Source organism: Kitasatospora sp. NPDC004289 (assembly GCF_053602875.1).
In genome coordinates, this window is the sequence record NZ_JBSGEL010000013.1 from 108,005 (window position 1) to 127,349 (window position 19,345).

The window sequence follows — 19,345 nt, forward strand, 5'->3', positions numbered from 1 at the left end:
GGCGGAGCAAGCGAGTGCGTGCGGGGCCCCTACGGGGCCACGCACGCGGACGCCCACGCCCAGGAGGACGTGGACGTGGATGTGCCGGTGCTGCCGGGGGCGGCAGCACCGGAGCTTCACCGCGGGGGCGCGGCGAAGCGGGAGAAGACGTCCGCCGTCGAGCCGCACCCGTCCGCCCGATCCGCCGAGCGCGCCCCGCGTGCCGTCGTTCGCCGTGCCAAGCGCCGCCGGCGCGACAACGGCAACCCGAAGACGAAGAAGCTCGGCTTCCGGTGCACCGCGGAGCGGGAAGCGCAGATCAAGCGGCTCGCTCAGGAGGCCGGCCTGAACGTGGCCGACTACCTGGAGCGCCAGGCCCTGACCCCGGGCGGCGCCGGGACGGTGACCCGTGACGAGCAGCTCGATCAGGCGGTGCGGGCGCTGGACGCTGCCCGCTTCCAGGTCAGCCGACTCGGCGTGAACGTCAACCAGATCGCCTTCCAGCTCAACGCCGAGATGGGCATCGAGCACGGCCCGGCGCAGGCCACCTTGGCCAGGGCCAGGGAGGCGGTGGTCGAGGTCCGCAGGGCGGTGGCCGGGGTGGACGCCACTGCGATGCGGGTGGCGAAGGCCGCCCGCCGGTGATCACCACCGCCCGCTCCGGGGCGGACACGCTCAAGGCGCTCAAGTACCTGTATGGTCCGGGCCGGCGCAACGAGCACACCGACCCGCACCTGGTGGCCTCCTGGGACGGCTTCGCCCCCGACCCGGGCCGCGACGGCGAGGCCACCTTGGCCCAGCTGCGGGACGCCCTGGACCTGCATGTCGTGCGCTATGGCAGGCCGGTCGCCAGCTACGTCTACCACCGCATGGTCCGTGCCGACCCCACCGACCGGAACCTTGGCGACGAGGAGTGGGGCCAGGTCGCGCGCCGGGTCGTGGCCGCTGCCGGCATCGCCCCCGACGGCGATCCGGACGGCTGCCGGTGGGTCGCCGTCCACCACGGGGACAACCACATCCACATCCTCGCCACCGTGGTGCGCGCCGACCTGACCCAGGCCCGCCTGCGGGGCGACCAGTACCGGACGGAGGCCGAGCTCACCAGGATCGAGCGCGAGTTGGAGCTCAAGGACTGGTCCGACACCCGAACCCGCGACTACCGGGCGGGGATCCCCAAGCGCCCGAAGAGCCCGGAGTTGCGCAAGGCCGAGCGCCTGGGCCAGGAGGAGCCGGGGCGTGCCCGGCTGCGGACCGGGGTACGGCGGGCCCTCGCGGGGGCTGTGGGGGAGGAGGAGTTCCTTGCCCGCTTGGCCGTGCAGGGGATCCGGTGCGAGGTCCGCCGCCTGCCCTCCGGCGACGCCAGGGGCTACAAGTTCGCCCTGCCCACCGGCGAGTCGGACCCTCCGGTGTGGTTCTCCGGCAGCCAGCTGGCTGCCGACCTGACCCTGCCCAAGATCCATGAGCGGTTCGCCGCCGGGATCGACCAGCCCGCGTCCCGCGACCCGGTCGGCCAGGGGAGGCCGACTGCTGTCAGGTACCGGGCCAGCACCAGCCTCGACCGAGCCACCGCCACCATCGACGGCGATCCGCGTGCCGGTCAGGCCAGCGCGGTGGTCAGCGGCACGATCGAGGTCCTCGACACCCTCGCCCTTACCAGTCCGGTCCTGTCTAGGAAGGAGATCAACCAGGCCGCCCGGGCACTGGAGTTCACCGCGATCGCCCATACCCGAGCTGCCCGGGCGGAGGTGCGGGCGATGCGCTCGGTAGCCCGCGAACTCCTCTACGCTGGCCCTGCCGGAGGCCGGGGCGAGGAGGGCACGGCCGCCGCCACGATCCTGGCCAGCCTCGTGCTGCTGGCGGTCGTCATCGCCAAGTGGCACACCGCCCAGGGCCACCAGCACCAGGCCGCCGCCGCACGGGCAGCGGCACAGCACCTGCGGACCGCCTACGGCAGGCACGCGGGACGGCCGATCGCCGTCCTCGACACCCAGGGCCGCCAACTGCCCCAGCCCGCCTGCGACCGGCACGAGACACACGCCCGCCGGGCACTGCCTGCCGACCTGGCAGCCCGGGTGCTCGCGGACCAGGGCTGGGTGGCGCTCGCCGCCACCCTGGCCGAAGCCGAGCAAGCCGGCCACGACCCACAGGCCCTGCTCGCCCAGGCCGCCGGGCAACGGGAGCTGGCCAGCGCCGACTCCCCGGCCACCGTGCTCACGTGGCGCATCCGCCGGGGTGCCCACCTCCCGGCCCCCACACCGACCGCCACCACGGAAGACCACCGCACCGCAGCGGCGCGCTCCAAGAGCACCACCGCCGCTCGTGCAACCTCGACAACACCAACTCCCCAGCCCAGCACCTCTCCTGGGTCATCACGACCTACTGCCTCGGTACCGGGACCGCCGGCGACCACACCCCGCCGACCCTGACTCCGCCAAGGAGCCCGCGCGCCCGGCGCACCGCTCAGCAACACCCCCACCCCCAACACAAGCCTCTCTCAAGGAGATTCACCACCATGGCCCAGCCTTACTGCCGCCACGACGTCTTCGTGCTGCTCAACGATGCCGACTTCATCATCCGTCCCGACACCAACACCTGGTCCCACCACGACGGGCGCCCCTTCACCGAGGCCGAGCAGGCCCTCGCCAACGACGACGCCGACGAGGAGCTCGAAACCCTCATTTCTGCGTACAAGATTGGGTTCGACCACGGCCTCGGCGACGACCCGGCCCACTTCGCGCGCGTCCTCCGGCACCGGTACTCGACCAAGCTCCCCGACGGAGCCACCGACGAGGACATCGTCGCCGCCATGACGGAGGAGGACCGCGCTGAGTACGAGCGCCTGGGCCGCTGGGCCCGTGCAGGCGTCCGTCCTGAGATCGTCACCCTGCTGCTCGACGCCAACCTCTTGGCGCTCAGCGACACCGAGACCTGGATTCACCACGATGGGCGCCCCTTCACCGAGGAGGAGCGATCCCTCGCCCGCAGCTGCACCCCGCGGGAGATCGAAGCGGTCCTCGCCCAGATGCAGCGCGAACTCGACCTCGAGACCGAGATGGAAGCCGACGCTCCCCGCGCTGTCGACGCCCTGCTCGCCAAGTACTACGGCCACCTCCCCAGCGGCACCCTGATCCGGGACCCCGGCGGCGCCATGACGGAGGAGGACCGTGCCGAGTACGTAAGCCTCATGTGCATCATTGCGCCCGAGCCCGGAGAGATCTTCGCCCGTGGCAAGGACTGACCTCCAGCCCATCGCGAGGGCGACGCAGTGATCGAGATGCTGGTGTGATGTCTTCTGCGGTGGTCGGGAACTTCCCGACCACCGCTCACCGGACAGGTGCGGCCCTGTCCCGTACGGCCACCCGCCGCACCACCGGCATGTCGGGCGCTGCGGTCACCCTGCTGTCGAGGTGCACGGCTGTGGTGGCACCGCCAACTGGCGTGCGGGGCAGTCATGGTGTCGGTTCGATGTCGTCTTCGAAGTCCGGGAAGGGTGTGCCCGCCGGTCGTCTTGTGGTGCTTGCAACCGACACGGAAGGGCACCGCATGACCAACCCCGCCGGCCGCAACACCACTCTCGCCGTCCCCCACCCCGGCCCCCTCAACCCCCGCGGCATCACCATCACCTGCGCCGCCTGCAGCGCCGCCCGCGACTGGCTGCTGATCCACGTCCACCCCGACCTGGTCTTCGTCCGCTGCCGCTGCACCCACGAATGGCTCGAACACGACCTGGAGCCCGCCGACGTCAACGAGGCCCGCGACAACTCCTTCGAGGAACGCGAGTGGGCGTCGTTCGAGGAGATGTACCGAGGACTTGGCTTCGACGGCCTCCTCGCCGGCACCATCTGGCTCTAACCAATCGGACGGGCCGGGAGGCGCTGCGCCTCCCGGCCCGGGGGCACCGGAGGCGGTGCTCCGGTCCGTCGCGAGGCAGCCGGGAGCAATTGCCCGACTGTGCGTCAGCGATCCGAAGTGGTAAGCCAGTCCTGCCACTTGGCGACGTTGCCGCAGTCGATCATCGAACGGTGCGTGTGCTACGTTCCGTAGTCCAACCGAAAATAGGCGACCCCGGCGGTGCTGGTAACACCCCGGGGTCCGGCAACAGGAGCGTCAACTCCCGATGCGTGTCCATCGTAGCGCCCACGTGCGCAACTTCACGGTGCTGCCCAACTGCGTGCTGCAGTACCGGCAGCTGTCCTACACCGCCCGCGGCCTGCTTGCGGACCTCCTCTCCCGCCCCGACGGCTGGCGCGAGGACGGTCGCCATATGGCCGACACCAGTCCCCAGGGACGCGGAGCGATCCGCAAGGCCCTGAAGGAGCTGGCCGACGCCGGCTTCTACCGGGTCGAGAAGATCCGGATGCCAGACGGCACCATCCGCACCGAGACCCACGTCTACGACACCTCGCAGCTCGTGGTGCCGGGTGCCACTCGTCCGGTCTCCGGTGGAGCGACCACCGGCTGTGCTGACACCCTTTCAAAGAACCGGTACCAAGAACCCTCCCTCCCCGCCGAGCAGCAGGAGGAGCCGCTTCTCGCCGGTGAGCCGCCAGTGAGTGTGGGCGGGCGGGAGGGGAACTCCGAGAAGCAGGCCCATGAGGAGACCACAGTGCCGGAGGAGCGGGCTCGGGAGGCGGTCGCCACCCTGTTCCGGGTGACCCGGCCCGAACCGCGCCTACGGCTCGGCCAGGCCGAAGCGGAAGCGCTCGCGCCCTTGGTGGCGCAGTGGCTGGAGCGTGGCAGCAGCTCCGCCGACCTCGCCCGAGCCTTGCTGCCGGGCCTGCCCACCCCGGTGCACTCGGCGGTCGCGGTGCTCCGGTCTCGGCTGGAGCGCAAGATGCCGCCAGTCCAGGCGTCTGAGCGACCCGTAGCCGCCCGGTACACCGAGTGCGCCGAGTGCCACGACCCTGTGCCCCAACCTGGCATCTGCCGCCCCTGCGCAGGACTTGAGGCCAGGGGGCCTGCAGTCGGTGCTGGCGAAGCCGCCACGGCAATCGGGGCTGCCCGAGTACGGGCGGTGCTTCGCGCGGCCAAGGCCGCCTCGCGTGACAGCCACAGTGCTGTACGCGCAGTTCTCAGCTGATCTCACCGACTTGATCTGGCGAGGTGGGCCTGCTGTCGCTGCCACGCCGCAGGCGCTGTCGCCGGCGCCCATCCGTACGTCTGTCCAGGCTCGACGTACAGCACGCCCTCTATCCGGTTGTGCGGCCCCCAGCCCACACCTCCCGTCACCAACACGAACGCGCCCGGGGGGACGTGCCAGCCCTTGAACCACGCGTCCTGGATCTTCCCCGACTCACACCAGCGGACATGGGCCTTCGACCCCCGCCGGGCCCGCTGGTACACGCTCACTACTTGCAACATCCGGACGCCTGTCGACCGATGAGTCTCTTGTTGACGCAGCAACCACTCCCACTGGGAGGCCAGTGCTTCCCGCTCGCGTCGTCGGCGGCCACGCGAGGCCACGACCGCGAAACCCAGCAGCCCGACCGCCAGGAGGAGCAGGGGCAAGTAGGGGGCTACGTTCATGGACACATCACTACCGGACGTTGCCCTTCGTGTGCCACCTGACCTGGTAGCCGGGAGGGCTGGCTCGGCGTGCTCGGCCTGGCCAGCCGAACAGCTATGGGCGCTGCCCGCGTCCCCCAGCCCGGCCATGCTTCAGGGCTCATCGGGCACTCGACTACCACATGGCCCCAACGGCCGTCTGGGGATTGCGGCTCAAGGACCGTGCACGGGCTCGCTCTACCTAGGATCGGCGACACGGTGGCTCGGCTCTGGCCTGCCGCTGCTTCCTCCTGCCCGCCGTGGGCCAAGTCGCCGGCCTGGCGCTCCACCGGCGAGCTGAGGGGAGCAGTAGTGGGTAAGCACCAGAAGCCCCGCCGCCGTTGGAGGATGCCCGGCCCCGTAGCCGGCTGGGTCTTGATCCGCATCGTGATGTGGATCTACGACCGCTGGCAATAGGGCCGGGTCTCCTGCCAGCGAGGGCCGTCCGTTCTTCTCACGGGCAGGGCGGCTCTCGCCTTCTCCCAACGATCTCGCGTCAGGAGAAGCGTGTTGCGAGGGCAATCTAATGCATTAGCTTTGCCCCTCGAAACAAGTTTTCGGGTGTTAGCTTGCAACCCTGCAAGCACGCTACCCGGTAGCAGTAGCGCTGTGGTCGACGCTCCGGCAAAGTCGGCGAATAGGTTGCACGACTGATGTCTGCTCGGTTATAGCTTCCACATGCGGATGTAGATGTAGAGCCAGCTGGTAGTCAGGCCTCCGCGCCTCCTACAACCCCCGTAAGCCGACCAGCACCCGGCCCATCAGGTGGTGGTCGTCGACCGGCAACTGCTCGTCGGTCATCGGCTTGAACGGCCGAGGTCTGCCCGCACGATTCGACGTCGGCCTCGGAGCTGCGGTCAAAGGTTGGACCGCAGTCTTCTGTCCGCCAAGGCACACCTCGGCCCACACCACCTTGCCGCCGCCCGCCGACTGGTAGTGGCCCCACCTGCTGCTCATGTGCTCGACCAGGAAGATGCCGCGTCCGCCCTCGGCCTCCTCGCCGACGTGCTGAAGCATCGGCGGCCGCGGGTCGCGGTCGGCGACCTGGACCACGACGGCCTGGCCGTGCAGCTGGAGGTCAAGGGCGAAGGTCTGCGCCTCGGCCGTCTCGGCGAAGGTCAGCCGCTCCGGCTGCTTCGCACCGGGGTGCCGGATGGCGTTGGTGGCCAGCTCCGACACCACCAGCAGTACGCTGTCGATCAGGTCAAGGGGCACCTGCCAGCGGCCGAGCACGTCGCGGGTGTGGCGCCTGGCCCAGCCGACGGCGTTGGGGGTGTCGGCCAACAGCAGGTGGCTGCGCGTGGCGGGGACTTGCGACATTGCGGGCGCCTCCCGGCGAGGCGGTGGCCGAGCTCCAGCTCGACCACCGCTCTGATTGGGGCCGAGTTCCTACTTGGTGGCGATGACGTAGACGCTGGCCCACTCGCGCTTGGGGTTGGCCAGGGTGGCGTCGAAGGGCCAGGGCTCGACCGTGGTGAAGCCGGCCTCGCTGAACAGCTGGACGAGCTTCTCGAAGTCGTAGGCCCACAGGTGCGGGGTGTACTTCGGGTCGTCGTCCTGGTCGCGGAAGACGTAGTTGACCAGATCGAGGAAGGTGTTGATCTCGCCCTGGCAGCTGCGCTTGGCGTACCAGCGCTCGACCATCTCGGTGGCCTGGTCCGGCGCGGCTGGGTAACGGTCCAGAATGAAGGCGGCGTCCGGCACGCCGGTGACGACCTGGCCGCCCGGCGCCAGCACGCGGTGAGCCTCGTGGGCGAAGCCCTTGGCCGACCGTGGGTAGTCGATGTGCTCGAGGAAGTGCTCGTTGAAGAGCAGCTCGACGGTGTTGTCCTGGAGCGGCAGGCCTTCTCGCACATCCCACAGCAGGTCGGCCGGCGGCACCAGGTCGATGTTGAAGAAGCCGTCGAGCTGGTGGCTGCCACCGCCGATCTGAACCTTGGCCGGCCGCTCCTCGAGTCCGTTGGGGTAGGCCCGCTGGCTCGCCCGGTGGTAGCGGCTGAGCTCGATCTCCTTGGCAGCGGCGCGCAGCGTGCGGGCCAGGCCGTGGGTGGTGGTCGGCTCGGCGAGGGCGGCCGTGATGTGCTCGCCGAGTAGGTCGATGGACGGTATGCCGCAAATGTCTCGGGGCATGGCAGACGTCTCCCTTGGGCGTGGTGGCTTGGGCGGAGTACCGAGTTGCGTGAGCTGAGCAGTGATCAGGCGGCGCTGGGCGCGGGCTGGGACCACTGGTTGTTGCGCATGAGGGTGGACCGGAGGTCGACCAGGCGCGGGGCGACCGTCAGCTCCAGCTGCTCGGTCGGGTGGAGGTTGCCGGCTTCATCGGCGTCGGCACGCCAGACGCGGTACTGGAGGTCGGGGTAGGCCGGGTTGATGCCGATCTCGCCCTTGGGGATGGTGCCGTTGAAGGGCACCGGGATGTCGAGGTGGTTCCAGTAGTTCCAGGCTTGGAGTGCCTTGACCTGGTCGAAGTAGAAGTAGAAGTCGGGCGAGCGTCCGAACGTGCGCAGCTCACGGTGGATCAGGTGGCCGAGCAGCGGTCCGAGTTGGGTGGCGAGGCTGTCGAACTCCCACTTGGTGTGGCGCCAGCGGTCCGGCATCTGGCCGGGGGTGAAGAGGCGGGCGGCGACCAGGTGGCTGATGCGGTCGGTCAGGTAGGCAGCCGCGGCGGTCGGGTCGAGGGTGGAGTCGACCTTCACCAGGGTGTCGGCGAGGTCGGGGACGTGGAACTTCGCCAGGTCGAACCGGCCGATCATCCCGGGGACGGCGAAGAGCAGCTCCTTGTAGAGCCAGTTGTTGAACTCGCCCAGCTCGGCCAGCCGGCGCGTGCGTGGGCTGGTGGAGTGCAGCATGGCGTACTCAGACAAGGCCTCGAAGAACAGGTAGCCGAGGATCGGCAGCCGCGGGATGGTGGCGTCGAGCTGCTGCAGGAAGTCGACGGGAGCGACGGTTGCGCCCTGGTAGGCGATGGCGGCGGCGGTCGCCAGGAAGGCGGTGGAGTTCTTCACCCGGCTGACCACGGTCTCGCGCAGCTGGTGCCGCTCGGTCTTGGACAGCAGGTACTCGAGGTGGGTGTAGATGGCCAGGTGGATCGACCCGAGTCGGAGGTAGTCCACGCCGGCCAGCCCCTGGTACGCCTGCGGCGGTAGGTCCAGCTCGAAGACCAGTGGGGTGGGCCGGTGGTCCGGTCGCCCGATCTTCGCCAGGAAGGCCGGCGCCTCGCGGTCGAGGATGTAGGAGCCCAGGTTGTGCGGCCGGAGGCCGTGGTTGGTCGTGGTGAGCGGCGCGCAGTAGATGCTGCCGACCAGGCACCCGCCCGAGGGGTAGAGCACGCCGTCCTGGCTGATCTTCTCCAGAGCGTGGGTGACGTGTAGCAAGTGGAGCTTGCCGCCGGTGGCCAGGGAGTCGAACAGAGCGTTGCGCCGAAGCAGGTGGCCGTTGGGAGTGCCGAGAGACAGCCGGTCGGTCCAGGCGACCTTCTGGATGCCGAGTGGATCGTCCAGGTTGGGCATCGCCGGCACGAGGCTGGTGCCGAAGAAGGCGTGGGCGTCGGCCCAGCTCTCGTAGGAGTCGGTGAAGTCCACGGTGCTACACCAGCCCCTTCTCGGCCACGGCGTAGCGGACGGCGGCCACGCCGGAGGCACCGGCGAGGAAGGCTTCTTCGGAGACGACCACCAGGTCGAAGGCGAGCGGCAGCAACTGGTTGAAGGCTGGCTCGCGAACGTACCTGCTGTCCGGCCACCAGGAGCGCTTCGGCAGCCGGTAGCGGTCGAGAGCGTCGGCTGCCTTCACCAAGTCGCAGATCCGCTCGGCCCGGCTGTAGTCGGCGCGATCGTCAGCGGTGAACGCCTCGTACGGCACCTCGTGTAGCCGGACTGCGGTGGCGGCGCGGATGATCTCGCTCGGACTGGGCGTGCGGCGGAAGTGCGACCAGGCCAACTCCGCGTTGGCCGCCAGCCAGACCGCGGCTCTGCTGCCGTGGCCTTGGTCGTCCTTGTCGTGCTGACGCTGGCAGTCGTGGACGGCCGCCGCGATGACCGTGGCGGCGGTGTCCGTCTCGTTCAAGCCGTGCCAGTCGGCCAGCAGCGCGGCGAGGACGGCCGTCCGCAGACCGTGGCGGTGGCCGTGGATGGAGTCGGCGAGCTGGGGCTCGGCGAACCACCGCGTGGGGATGGCGGCTTGCTCCACCAGGGCTTTGGTGGATGGCCGGAGCGGCGGAGGCCAGGCCGGCGGGAAGTCGGGCCGGTTGGCCTTGATCCACTCGACCGTGGCGGTGTCGGTGAACTGGTGGAGCGGGAGTTCCTTGCGGGCAGCCAACTCGACCAAGCTGTCCGTGTGGGTCGTGCTCGTGCTCATCGTGCAGCCCACCCCCTCGGTGGTCGGGACGGTGGGTGTCCTACCTGATCTCGGCCGACTGGGCGGCCTTGCGCGCAGCTTCCTCCGCCTCGAATGTGGCGGTGAAGGCGGCCAGCTCCTGCTCGGTCATGACGGTGACGCCCAGCTCGGCGGCTACGTCGATGATCTCGGCGGCGGCCTCGTCGCGATCGGTGTCGGAGGCACCGTCGTCCAGCAGCCGCTCGAACTCGGCGTGGTAGCCCCACGCTTCGCTCCACTTGACCGCGATCTCGACGCCGCGGAAGCGGAAGTTGCGGCGGAAGTTGAAGGCCTCGTGGCGGGTGTCCTCAAAGCCGAGCGCGCCGAACAGCTGGACGGCCGCGGCCACGTCCGCCTGAGCGATCGGGAACTCGGTCTCGCCGAACGCGGCGCCCCGGCCGATCTTGCTGTCCTTGAGCGTGATCTTCGCGGTGCCGGCGGACTGGTTGTCGGTGACCTTCAGCAGCTGGTCCGGCAGCACGAAGAAGTGGATCAGCTTGTTGTCCTGGCCCAGGTCCTCGCCGTCGCGGACGAGCCGATCCACCAAGGTGTCGTGGCTGTCCTTGTCGAACCGGGCGCGCATCTCGATCTCGACGGCCAAGGCAGTCGTCCTCTCCTGATTTGGGCATGGTTGATGGCCCGCACCGGCGTCAGGTACCCCCTGGTCGGTGCGGTGATCGGTATGAAGTTGGTGGTGCGCTGGCGGTGCGGCCGGTCTCTGCGCCCTGACTGCACCGCCAGCAGCTCGCTACGTCAGGCCTGCTCACCGAAGCGCTCGCGGATCACGCCCGCGTGCAGGTAGTTCGGCAGCGGCACGCCGCCGACGGCCGTGCGCTTGGTCGCCACCTGGTCCTCGGTGTCGGCGGGGAAGCCCTCCAGCAGCTGGAGACACTGCGTCACCCACTCGCGGGACGTGCTCCAGTCGCCGGCGTCCCGCAGCAGCAGCGCCATGGCGTACGCCGTCTCGGCCGCGGCCCAGTGGTCCGTCGCCAGCTCCTGCTGGAAGGCTGCCTCCAGCTCAGTCGGCGAAGCCAGACGGATGGTGTTCGTCATCGGTGCCTTCTCCTCGTTTCGTGCCAGTCGTTCTCGTGGTGGTGAACTTGGCCGACGTCACCGGAGTGACGCCCGGGAGGCCTCCGAATCAGTAGATGTACGTCTCGGCCAGCGTCTTGTAGTCGAACAGCTCGTCCTTGGCGAACCAGAGGTCGACTTCCTGCGCGGCCTCCTCGCGGTTGCCGGAGGCGTGGATCAGGTTGGCCACCGCCTTGCCGACAGCCACGCTGGCGCCCCGGCTCATGTGCGAGAAGTCGCCGCGGATGGTGCCGGCCGGGGCCTGGTCCGGGTAGGTGCTGCCGACGATCTTGCGGACCGTGGCGATGGCGTCGTAGCCCTCCAGCACCAAGGCGATGACCGGCCCCTGCTGCATGAAGGTGGCGGTCAGGTTGTAGACCTCGGAGCCAAGGCGCTCCTCCAGGTCCGCGTAGTGCTTGCGGGTGAACTCGGCGTCCATCCACTTCATCTTCGTGCCAACGACCTTGAGCGCGGCGTCCTCGAACCGCTGCAAGACTCGGCCGGACAGACCACGGGCCACTGCATCGGGCTTGAGCAGGACGAGCGTGCGCTCGATCTGGCCCTGGGTCTCCTCGGTCATTTGTTCCCTTTCCCCTGCCAGAGTGGCGATTTGACGGTGCATCAAACACGTCTGGCACTGAGGTTACCCGTGCGAGTGAAGCGGTTTTGCGCGTTGGGCTGGCAGGGCTGTCACCAGGTTGAAGAAGCACCAGACGTACCCGATGAGCTCGCCTAGAATCGCTGCGGCCCCGCCCGTCCTTGGTGGGCGAAGCGCTCGCAACTGGCGCTCGGGGTCGGAGTGTTCATCGGCATGGGGCAAAGTCTGGCCGCATCCGAGCCCCGTCACCATGCACTGCCAGTGCAGCCGCGGTGCAGCTTGATGGCAGCGCGGCAGCAGCACCCAACAGAGTGGGGACAGCGTGGACGTCGTCGAGACCTGGACCGGCAAGTCAGCCTGCCAGCTCCAAGAGGCGCTGCGCGACACCAATGAGGCCTTCGCCAGCCGGCTCGGCATCGGGCTGCGAACGGTGGCCAGCTGGCACCAGAACCCGGAGCTCGTCCCTCGCACTGAGATGAGGCAGCTGCTCGACCAGATCCTGGAGAAGGCGCCGCCGGCCACCCAAAAGCGGTTCGCACTGCTGACCGCCGAGGCCAACAGCAGCCTCGCCGCAGCCCAGGCCTTGCGAGTCGCCATCGCTGTCGTGGTGCGCGGGGCCGAGGTACTGCTCGTATGCCGACGGGACGACGAGTCAGCCGGCATCCGCTGGCAGTTCCCGGCCGGGGTGATCAAGCCGGGAGGCAGCCCGGCGTCGGCTGCCGTCCGTGAGACGCTCGCCGAGACCGGCGTTCACTGCGCCGTCCGTCAAGACCTGGGTGGCCGGCTCCACCCGACCACCGGCGTGTGGTGCCAGTACTTCCTCGCCGAGTACCTGGTCGGTGAAGCCCAGAACCAGGACACGATCGAGAACGCCGACGTCATGTGGGTTCCGAGAAACGCCGTGCCGCGGTTCATCCCCGTCGATACGATCTTCCCGCCCATCCTGGCCACCTTGGAGGAGTCGCAGACATGACCGAGCAGACCGACAAGCCGGGCATCGCCGCCGCCATCGTGGTCCAGGACGGCCGCGTGCTGATGGTCCAGCGCCGGGTTAAGGAGGGCGAGCTGTCGTGGCAGTTCCCGGCCGGTGAAGTTGAGGCCGGCGAGATGGCCGAGGAGGCTGCTGTCCGCGAGACTGCGGAGGAGGTCGGCCTGATAGTGAAGGCGACGCGGCTGCTCGGTGAGCGCGTTCACCCGAAGACCGGTCGGCACATGAGCTATACCGCTTGCGAGATCGTGAGCGGCACCGCCGCGGTGGTCGACACCGAGGAGCTCGCAGAGCTGGCGTGGATCACGCACGAGCAGATCGCTGAGTACGTACCGTATGGCCTGTTCGAGCCGGTGCAGCAGTACCTGGATGGAGCTCTGGCGTCTCCCTGACCAAGGGTGACCCCGCCATTGTGGCTCCGGTCGGACTGAACCCGGCGACGACAGTCCCCAACGGCCTCTTCGCAGTACTTGCTTGGGGAAGCTGCTTGCTGCCCTGGTGGCCAGTGCCCCGAACGCCCAGCTCAAGTCGGCAGTTGGCTGAAGCGATGAGGGTTCAGCAGAGCTGTCTGGACGCCATCGGTGATGCCGTTCGTTTGTCCTGCTGGAGGGCTATCGTTGGCGAGTCGCCCGCACAGGGGTTTCGGCGGCGTGCCCTCGCTCGGCAGGACGAGCCCGCCTGCACGTGCCGAGCACGCCCGAACCCTGGGGGACCAGCAGGAATACCGCGGCCTACGTGGCCACCGTTGACGAGCAAGGACACACCGACTGATGGCAGTGACCCAGCAGGAGATCGAGAACCGATTGTGGGCCGCCGCCGACGAGCTGCGCGTGGCGATGCCGGAAGCACAGTACTCTTCGGTGATCTTTCCGCTGATGTTCTGGAAGTACCTGTCGGACACCTGGGACCACGAGCACCAGAAATTCCTGGCCGAGAACGAGGGCTGGGGCAGCCTTACCGCCGAGGAAGCTCACCAGATCGAGTACCGCGACTACCAGTCGTTCGAGATCCCGTTGGTCCTCCGCGGCACGGACCGGGAGCGGCGCGCCTCCTGGTCGGCCCAGCTCGCCACCGTCGCGCAGCCTGGCCTCGGCCAGCGGGTCCGTACCTCTCTGCGAGCCATCGAGACAGCCAACCCCGACAAGTTCTCACGCATTTTCGGGAACATGCCTTGGACCTCTGAAGAGGTTCTGCCGGGAGATGTGCTGGCAGCGGTCATGCAGGCGATGAACCGCGTCCCAAAGATGCACGAGGGCAACATGTCCTACGACGTGCTCGGCGGTGCGTACGAGTATCTGCTGAAGCGGTTCTCCGATGGATCCGGCACCCGTGCTGGCCAGTTCTTCACGCCGCGCGAGGTAGTAGAGCTGATCATCGAGATCCTTAATCCTCAGAACTATGAGTCGGTGTACGACCCGACGTGTGGATCGGGCGGCATGCTCATCGCCTCTGCTGGCCTTTTGAAGGCCCGCGGCAAGCGCGGTTACACCCTGAGCCTGCATGGGCAGGAGACTGTGGGGGACACCGCAGGTGTGGCGCGCATGAACCTCTTCATGCACAACCTCACCCAGTTCAAGATCGAAGTCGGCGACACTCTGAAGGACCCACGCTTCAAAAAGCCGGACGGGTCCGTCCGGCAGTTCCACGTAGTTGTCGCCAATCCACCCTACAGTCAGAGTTGGAAGCCCTGGAGTAACGACCCGCGCGCAATCGGCGGAGTAGCGCCGCGGTCGTCGGCAGACTGGGCGTTCGTGCAGCACATGATTGCCAGCATGGATCCGGAGAAGGGGCGTGCCGGCGTCGTCCTTCCCCATGGCGTCCTGTTCCGGGGAGGGCAGGAAGCAGCCATCCGCAAGCGTGTCCTGGACGATGACCTCCTGGAAGCCGTGATCGGCCTGCCCGAAAACCTCTTCTATTCGACCGATATCCCGACCTGCATCCTTGTTTTCCGTGCTCGTGGGACTAAGGTCAAGGGGCGCAGGAATGGCGTGCTGTTCATTGACGCCTCCAAGCGGTTTGCCAAGGCCAAGAATCGCAACATCTTCACCGATGCGGACATTGCCGATGTCGTGACCGCCTACCACTCCGAAATCGGCGCGGGCAACAACCCCGTGGACCCTGGAGGAGATGGCGGCCTCGCCGCGCGTTTCGTCCCCATCGCGGAGATCGTGGCGAACGGGTATGACCTCAAGATTGGCCGCTACATCAAGCAGTTCGCCGCCGAGCAGGAGGATCTGGGTATCCTTATCAAGGCCTATAACCTCGCCAGGGCAGAGCGTCAGCGGGCCGAGGAACGCATGCTCACTGTGCTGGCGGAGGTCGGAATCGAGGGCTTCGATGAGTGACGGTTACCCGCTTCGTTCACTCGGCTCGCTGATGCGCCTCGACATTCAGCGCACGCCGATGGTTCCTGGGACCGCCTACCGTCTGGCTGGGGTCCTGAATGCGGGACAGGGCCTTATCGCTAAAGGTGAACTCGACGGCGGAGAAACAGAGTACGCGGCGATGAACGTGCTGCGCGCCGACCAGGTAGTCATGCGAAAGCTCACTGCGTGGGAAGGTCCGATCACTGTAGTGCCCGCCGATTTCGACGGATTCGTCGTCAGTAGCGAGTTCCCGACATTCACGCTTAATCCAGAGTTGGAGCCCCGATGGGTGAGCCATGTCTGCCGATCGCCGCGACTGTGGGCGGAAATGAAGAATCGGGTCAGCGGGACAGTTCAACGGCGTAAGCGCCTCAACCCAGAGCAGCTTTTGCAGATTGAATTCCCGGTCCCGGCCCGCGAAGTACAGGCGCGGATCGTTGAGGTGCTGGACGCGGTTGACGTCCAGATCGCCGCACTTGAAGACGAAGCGGGAGCGATTCTCAACGTTCTCCGTCGACTTCGTGACGATTCGATGACAGAAGGACCTGCTGCTGAAGTCCGAGCGGACGAGGCATTTAGCATCACTATGGGGCGCCAGCGCTCACCGCAACGTGCAACTGGCCCTCACATGACTCCCTACCTGCGGTCTGCAAATGTCGGCTATGGCACGCTCGAACTCTCCGATGTCCTGGAAATGGATTTCAATCCAGCCGAGCGCGAGAACTTTGCTCTTCGATGGGGTGACGTCCTTGTCTCCGAAGGAAGCGCAAGCGAGAGCGCAGTCGGCATGCCGGCTATGTGGCGGGATGAGATTGCCGGTCCGATCTGCTTCCAAAACACTCTACTTCGCTACCGTGCCGTCGGGGGCGTAAGCATTCCAGAATTCGTCAAGCACTGGTGTCTTTGGGCATATGAGTCTGGGCAGTTCAGCGAAGTCGCTGGAGGAACCAACATCAAACACATCGGGTCCAAGCGGGCAGTCCGCATGGGAGTTCGCCTCCCAAGTCTGGACGAACAGGAACGCATCACTGCACGACTCGACGCGGTGAGCGAGGTCTACGCGGTTACCCGCACCGAAGCTGATCGTCTCCGCCGGGCGCGGGCAAGCCTGCTGGCGGGGCTATTGGATCGCACGATCGATATTGGGTCCGCCGAGTAGGAGGTCTTGGCTGTGGCGAAGGGCGTACGGGAGCGTGAGTTCCAGAACTTGATGATCCAGTGGTCCCTCCCGTTGGGGTGGGGCTTCACGGCGGGTAGGTCACTGCCGCGTGAGCCGACGCAGACGGTGATCATCGGCCAGCTGCGGGACGCCATCATCCGACTCAACCCTGGGTTGATCGACGGGTTCGACGTGGACGCGGTGGTTGAGGAGATCACCGCCACGGTCAATGCCGTCGACGGCAGTCTGGTGCGGGCCAACGAGCAGGTGCTGCACCTACTACGTGGGCGCAAGGAGTTCCGGGACACCGACGGCGTCTGGCACGCCCTGAAGGTCATCGACTTCGAAGACCCGGCCGCCAACACGTTGATCGTGTCGGACGAGGTGACCATCACCGTCCCCGGCAAGACCTCCCGCCGGTTCGACCTCGTGTACTGGGTCAACGGTCTGCCCCTGGTCGTGGTCGAGGTGAAATCCCCCACCGCGAAGTCCGGGTGGATCAACGCTGCACACGAGATCAACGACGTGTACGCGACCGAGTACCCGTGGTTCTTCACCCCCAACGTATTCTCCGTGGCCTCCGACGGGCTGAAGCTGCGGTTCGGAGCCGCCGGCGCGCCCACAAACCTGTGGCAGCCGTTCCGGTCTACTTCCGACGACGAGAACTTGTCTGGGCAAGCCGACGTGCAGCGATCCGTCGAACTGCTGATGAAGCCGGCCACCATCCTGGACATGCTCGCCAACTTCGTCCTCTTCGCCACCTCCGGGGGTGGGGCGGACAAGAAGTTCCTGCCCCGTTACCCGCAGATGGAGGCTGCGCACCTGATCCACGCGCGAGTCCTGGCAGGTGGCTCGAAGGGTCTGATCTGGCACCACCAGGGTTCAGGCAAGACGCTGCTGATGGTTTTTGCGGCCTCGCTGCTACTGGCTGACTCCCGCACTGAGTCACCCACGATCATCCTGCTCTCGGACCGGACTCAGCTCGTTCGGCAGACGTCCAAGGCCTATACCTCCGCTATGGGCGACTCCTACTTTCACCGGCCAGCTACAGGCCAAGCGTTGCGCGCCCTGCTGGCCGACGACGTGCGCGGAGTCATCTCGACGACCGTCCACAAGTTCGCCGACGCCGGCAAGGACCTGTCGACCCGGGACAACATCATCGTGCTGGTCGACGAAGCGCACCGCACCCAGTCCACCAAGGAGAAGTCCCTGGCCTGGCAGATGCGCGCAGCTCTGCCGAACGCCAAGTTCTTCGGCATGACTGGCACCCCGGTCAGGAACCTCGCCACTGACACCTTCGCGCTCTTTGGTGAAGAGAGCGACCCAGACAGGGTGCTGCACCGTTACTCGGTATCTCGCTCCCTAGTGGACGAGGCGACCGTTCCAGTGGTGCTGGACCCCTACCCGGTCTCTTTTGAGATGAACGACCAGGCGCTGCAGGACGAGTTCGACGAATTTGCCGACACCTTCGACCTCGACGACCCCGACCGCGAAGCCCTGTCCCGCAAGTTCGGGCGCCTCACCTCGGTCTTCGCCAACCCCGAGCGAGTCCACACGGTGTGTCAGCACATCGTGGACCACTACCTGGCCAGCGCTTACCGCAACGGCCTCAAGGCCCAGGTCGTCGCCTACAACCGCGAGCTAGCCGTGGCCTACACGGACAAGATCAACGAGCTGCTCGCCGGCTACGAGGCGTCGCAAGTGCTCGCCAAGGTCGGTAGGCACGCCCAGATCACCGCGGAAGTGAACATCTCCGTCTCTGACTCCAAGGACGAAGACCCCGCCATGCGGCCGTTCCAGCTTTCGGAGGCTCAGGAAGAGGAACAGAAGCGAAAGTTCCTCGCCCCGGACGACCCTCTGTGCTTCCTGGTGGTTACTGCGAAGCTGATGACCGGGTTCGACGCCCCCAACGAAGGTGTCCTCTACCTGGACAAGCCACTGAAGGCACACAGCCTGTTCCAGACGATCACCCGCCCAAACCGCACCTGGGTCTCCCCGACCGGGTTCGTGAAGACCCGTGGTGTGGTCGTGGACTTCATCAGCCTGGCAGAGGAGGTTCAGCGGGCCGTCGCCGACCCCACTGCCAAGGGCAGAGTCAAGGGCGGCGGGTTCGTTGCCGACCTGTCCGACCTGGTCAAGGAGTTCCGAAAGGTCTTTGCCCGGATCGAAGACCTACTGGCGTACGTGGACGGCCTGGACCTCACAGCGCACGGATACGCGTCCGTGCGAGCCGCCAACAACTTCCTGGACGCCAGGCCCGACATCGCTGAGGTGTTCGCCAAGGACTACCGGCTTCTAGCCCGCCTGTACCCGCTCATCATCACTGACAATCGAGTTGCCAAGTACCGGGACGGCTTCGGCCTGTTCGGGTCCGTGTACACGACCTTGTTTAAGAAGTCCTCCGACGACGAGCGAAAGGAGCGGTTGGCTGAGCTCGGGCCGATGGTCCTGGAGATCATCAACGCCCACGTCCACTCCTTCTCCGTGGTCCGCTCCCAGGAGGAAGCCCTCGTCCTGGATGCCCAGGGCATCGCCATCCTCAAGGAACTGCTCGCTCTTGTCCGCCCCAACCCCGGCAACGACGACAGCAAGAGCGAGAAGCCGCCGTCCGCAGCAGAGATCCTCGACCGCATCAAGGCCGCCCTCGACAAGGGCGTCGAACCAGACTCCGCGAAGTACACCGCCCTCGCGGAGCGGATAAGGCAGCTGCGGGACCGGATTATCCAGAACGCGCAGGACGCCCTGGACTTCCTAGCCGATGCACTCCGGGTCGCCCGCGCTGTTGTGGACGCGGAGAAGCACCCCAACGAAGCCGTCATCGTGCTGGACGACGATCGCGTGGGCGTGCTGTCGCGGATCATCCACGACCACGCACCACCCGGTGTAACCGTCACGGAGAGGAACCTGGCCGAGGAGATCGACCAGGTGGTCACCCAGACCCTTGCCCGTTCGTGGGACAACGCTGACGCTCGCAACAGGGGCGCCCGCCGTGCCACCGCAGCGGTCTTCCGGCGGTACACGCTGAAGCCGGTGGGTGAGCCGTACGACTCCACCGTGGCCTACATCGAAGCCCACTACCTCGTCGACTGACGACCGGTCGGAGGCCCGGCAAGCTGCGATGGCTGCCGGGCCTCGTCGCTGCGTGGCCCAGACCTACGCTAATCGACTGGTGCCTCCTCAGAACCTGGTTCCGCGAGCGGCTTCTCCTCCGGTGCGGCAGTGCGCCGGTACTGCGGGTGGTCGCGGCCCATCTGCTTCGCGGCGTGCAG

General features: G+C 67.2%; 18 protein-coding genes. 10 read left to right on the forward strand and 8 right to left on the reverse strand.

Annotated elements, in window-relative coordinates; genetic code table 11:
* Positions 1-18: 18 nt before the first annotated feature.
* The 5 genes from ACWEPF_RS11680 to ACWEPF_RS11700 all read left to right on the forward strand — a co-directional run bounded on the left by ACWEPF_RS11680 (position 19) and on the right by ACWEPF_RS11700 (position 5,059).
* Positions 19-624, forward strand: a complete 606-nt coding sequence (locus ACWEPF_RS11680) for a plasmid mobilization protein (protein ID WP_452172433.1) — start codon at positions 19-21, stop codon at positions 622-624.
* Positions 621-2,405 carry a relaxase/mobilization nuclease domain-containing protein gene (locus ACWEPF_RS11685; protein ID WP_452172434.1) on the forward strand — a complete coding sequence of 595 codons (1,785 nt, stop codon included), beginning with the start codon at positions 621-623 and terminating at the stop codon, positions 2,403-2,405. Before ACWEPF_RS11680 ends, ACWEPF_RS11685 begins: the two co-directional genes overlap by 4 nt.
* 86 nt (positions 2,406-2,491) lie before the next feature.
* Complete coding sequence (locus tag ACWEPF_RS11690) at positions 2,492-3,217, forward strand: hypothetical protein (RefSeq protein ID WP_452172435.1); 726 nt, start codon at positions 2,492-2,494, stop codon at positions 3,215-3,217.
* 305 nt (positions 3,218-3,522) lie between these two features.
* On the forward strand, positions 3,523-3,831 hold the full coding sequence (locus ACWEPF_RS11695; protein WP_452172436.1) for a hypothetical protein: 309 nt from the start codon (positions 3,523-3,525) through the stop codon (positions 3,829-3,831).
* A gap of 289 nt (positions 3,832-4,120) precedes the next feature.
* Positions 4,121-5,059, forward strand: coding sequence for a hypothetical protein (locus ACWEPF_RS11700; RefSeq protein ID WP_452172437.1), 939 nt, complete (start codon positions 4,121-4,123; stop codon positions 5,057-5,059).
* Positions 5,060-5,061: 2 nt separating this feature from the next.
* On the opposite strand, the gene ACWEPF_RS11705 is transcribed toward ACWEPF_RS11700, so the two are convergent.
* The 8 genes from ACWEPF_RS11705 to ACWEPF_RS11740 all read right to left on the reverse strand — a co-directional run bounded on the left by ACWEPF_RS11705 (position 5,062) and on the right by ACWEPF_RS11740 (position 11,545).
* Positions 5,062-5,505, reverse strand: a complete 444-nt coding sequence (locus ACWEPF_RS11705) for a hypothetical protein (protein WP_452172438.1) — start codon at positions 5,503-5,505, stop codon at positions 5,062-5,064.
* A gap of 744 nt (positions 5,506-6,249) precedes the next feature.
* Positions 6,250-6,843: an ATP-binding protein gene (locus tag ACWEPF_RS11710; RefSeq protein ID WP_452172439.1), complete on the reverse strand. Its 594-nt coding sequence runs from the start codon at positions 6,841-6,843 to the stop codon at positions 6,250-6,252.
* A 69-nt stretch (positions 6,844-6,912) separates the two neighbouring features.
* Positions 6,913-7,653: a class I SAM-dependent methyltransferase gene (locus tag ACWEPF_RS11715; protein WP_452172440.1), complete on the reverse strand. Its 741-nt coding sequence runs from the start codon at positions 7,651-7,653 to the stop codon at positions 6,913-6,915.
* 65 nt (positions 7,654-7,718) lie between these two features.
* Positions 7,719-9,104 (reverse strand): hypothetical protein, encoded by a 1,386-nt coding sequence (locus ACWEPF_RS11720; protein ID WP_452172441.1) that lies wholly within the window; start codon positions 9,102-9,104, stop codon positions 7,719-7,721.
* A gap of 4 nt (positions 9,105-9,108) precedes the next feature.
* On the reverse strand, positions 9,109-9,876 hold the full coding sequence (locus ACWEPF_RS11725; protein ID WP_452172442.1) for a hypothetical protein: 768 nt from the start codon (positions 9,874-9,876) through the stop codon (positions 9,109-9,111).
* A 40-nt stretch (positions 9,877-9,916) separates the two neighbouring features.
* The gene (locus tag ACWEPF_RS11730) at positions 9,917-10,495 is read right to left on the reverse strand and encodes a hypothetical protein (protein WP_452172443.1); all 579 of its coding nucleotides are present in this window, start codon (positions 10,493-10,495) and stop codon (positions 9,917-9,919) included.
* A 152-nt stretch (positions 10,496-10,647) separates the two neighbouring features.
* Positions 10,648-10,947 carry a hypothetical protein gene (locus tag ACWEPF_RS11735; protein WP_452172444.1) on the reverse strand — a complete coding sequence of 100 codons (300 nt, stop codon included), beginning with the start codon at positions 10,945-10,947 and terminating at the stop codon, positions 10,648-10,650.
* Positions 10,948-11,035: 88 nt separating this feature from the next.
* Entirely contained in the window at positions 11,036-11,545 is a 510-nt protein-coding gene (locus ACWEPF_RS11740; RefSeq protein WP_345278801.1) for a nucleoside-diphosphate kinase, read from the reverse strand.
* Between the two features lie 340 nt (positions 11,546-11,885).
* Here ACWEPF_RS11740 and ACWEPF_RS11745 point away from each other — a divergent pair, with 340 nt between their 5' ends.
* The 5 genes from ACWEPF_RS11745 (at position 11,886) to ACWEPF_RS11765 (ending at position 19,166) form a co-directional block, all read left to right on the forward strand.
* Positions 11,886-12,536 carry an NUDIX hydrolase gene (locus ACWEPF_RS11745; RefSeq protein ID WP_452172445.1) on the forward strand — a complete coding sequence of 217 codons (651 nt, stop codon included), beginning with the start codon at positions 11,886-11,888 and terminating at the stop codon, positions 12,534-12,536.
* Positions 12,533-12,943, forward strand: coding sequence for an NUDIX hydrolase (locus ACWEPF_RS11750; protein ID WP_452172446.1), 411 nt, complete (start codon positions 12,533-12,535; stop codon positions 12,941-12,943). The genes ACWEPF_RS11745 and ACWEPF_RS11750 overlap by 4 nt, the downstream gene beginning before the upstream one ends.
* Before the next feature lie 378 nt (positions 12,944-13,321).
* A complete protein-coding gene (locus ACWEPF_RS11755) occupies positions 13,322-14,896 on the forward strand; it encodes an N-6 DNA methylase (RefSeq protein WP_452172447.1) in 1,575 nt (524 codons plus the stop codon).
* Positions 14,889-16,076, forward strand: a complete 1,188-nt coding sequence (locus tag ACWEPF_RS11760; RefSeq protein ID WP_452172448.1) for a restriction endonuclease subunit S — start codon at positions 14,889-14,891, stop codon at positions 16,074-16,076. Before ACWEPF_RS11755 ends, ACWEPF_RS11760 begins: the two co-directional genes overlap by 8 nt.
* A 12-nt stretch (positions 16,077-16,088) precedes the next feature.
* Complete coding sequence (locus ACWEPF_RS11765; protein WP_452172469.1) at positions 16,089-19,166, forward strand: type I restriction endonuclease subunit R; 3,078 nt, start codon at positions 16,089-16,091, stop codon at positions 19,164-19,166.
* Positions 19,167-19,345: the final 179 nt, after the last annotated feature.

Bases quoted from the DNA above. Each gene is read 5' to 3' on its own strand.
- ACWEPF_RS11750 (WP_452172446.1), top strand. From the start codon at position 12,533: ATGACCGAGCAGACCGACAAGCCGGGCATCGCCGCCGCCATCGTGGTC.
- ACWEPF_RS11725 (WP_452172442.1), bottom strand. From the start codon at position 9,876: ATGAGCACGAGCACGACCCACACGGACAGCTTGGTCGAGTTGGCTGCC.
- ACWEPF_RS11690 (WP_452172435.1), top strand. From the start codon at position 2,492: ATGGCCCAGCCTTACTGCCGCCACGACGTCTTCGTGCTGCTCAACGAT.
- ACWEPF_RS11755 (WP_452172447.1), top strand. From the start codon at position 13,322: ATGGCAGTGACCCAGCAGGAGATCGAGAACCGATTGTGGGCCGCCGCC.
- ACWEPF_RS11695 (WP_452172436.1), top strand. From the start codon at position 3,523: ATGACCAACCCCGCCGGCCGCAACACCACTCTCGCCGTCCCCCACCCC.
- ACWEPF_RS11740 (WP_345278801.1), bottom strand. From the start codon at position 11,545: ATGACCGAGGAGACCCAGGGCCAGATCGAGCGCACGCTCGTCCTGCTC.
- ACWEPF_RS11710 (WP_452172439.1), bottom strand. From the start codon at position 6,843: ATGTCGCAAGTCCCCGCCACGCGCAGCCACCTGCTGTTGGCCGACACC.
- ACWEPF_RS11715 (WP_452172440.1), bottom strand. From the start codon at position 7,653: ATGCCCCGAGACATTTGCGGCATACCGTCCATCGACCTACTCGGCGAG.
- ACWEPF_RS11735 (WP_452172444.1), bottom strand. From the start codon at position 10,947: ATGACGAACACCATCCGTCTGGCTTCGCCGACTGAGCTGGAGGCAGCC.
- ACWEPF_RS11760 (WP_452172448.1), top strand. From the start codon at position 14,889: ATGAGTGACGGTTACCCGCTTCGTTCACTCGGCTCGCTGATGCGCCTC.
- ACWEPF_RS11705 (WP_452172438.1), bottom strand. From the start codon at position 5,505: ATGAACGTAGCCCCCTACTTGCCCCTGCTCCTCCTGGCGGTCGGGCTG.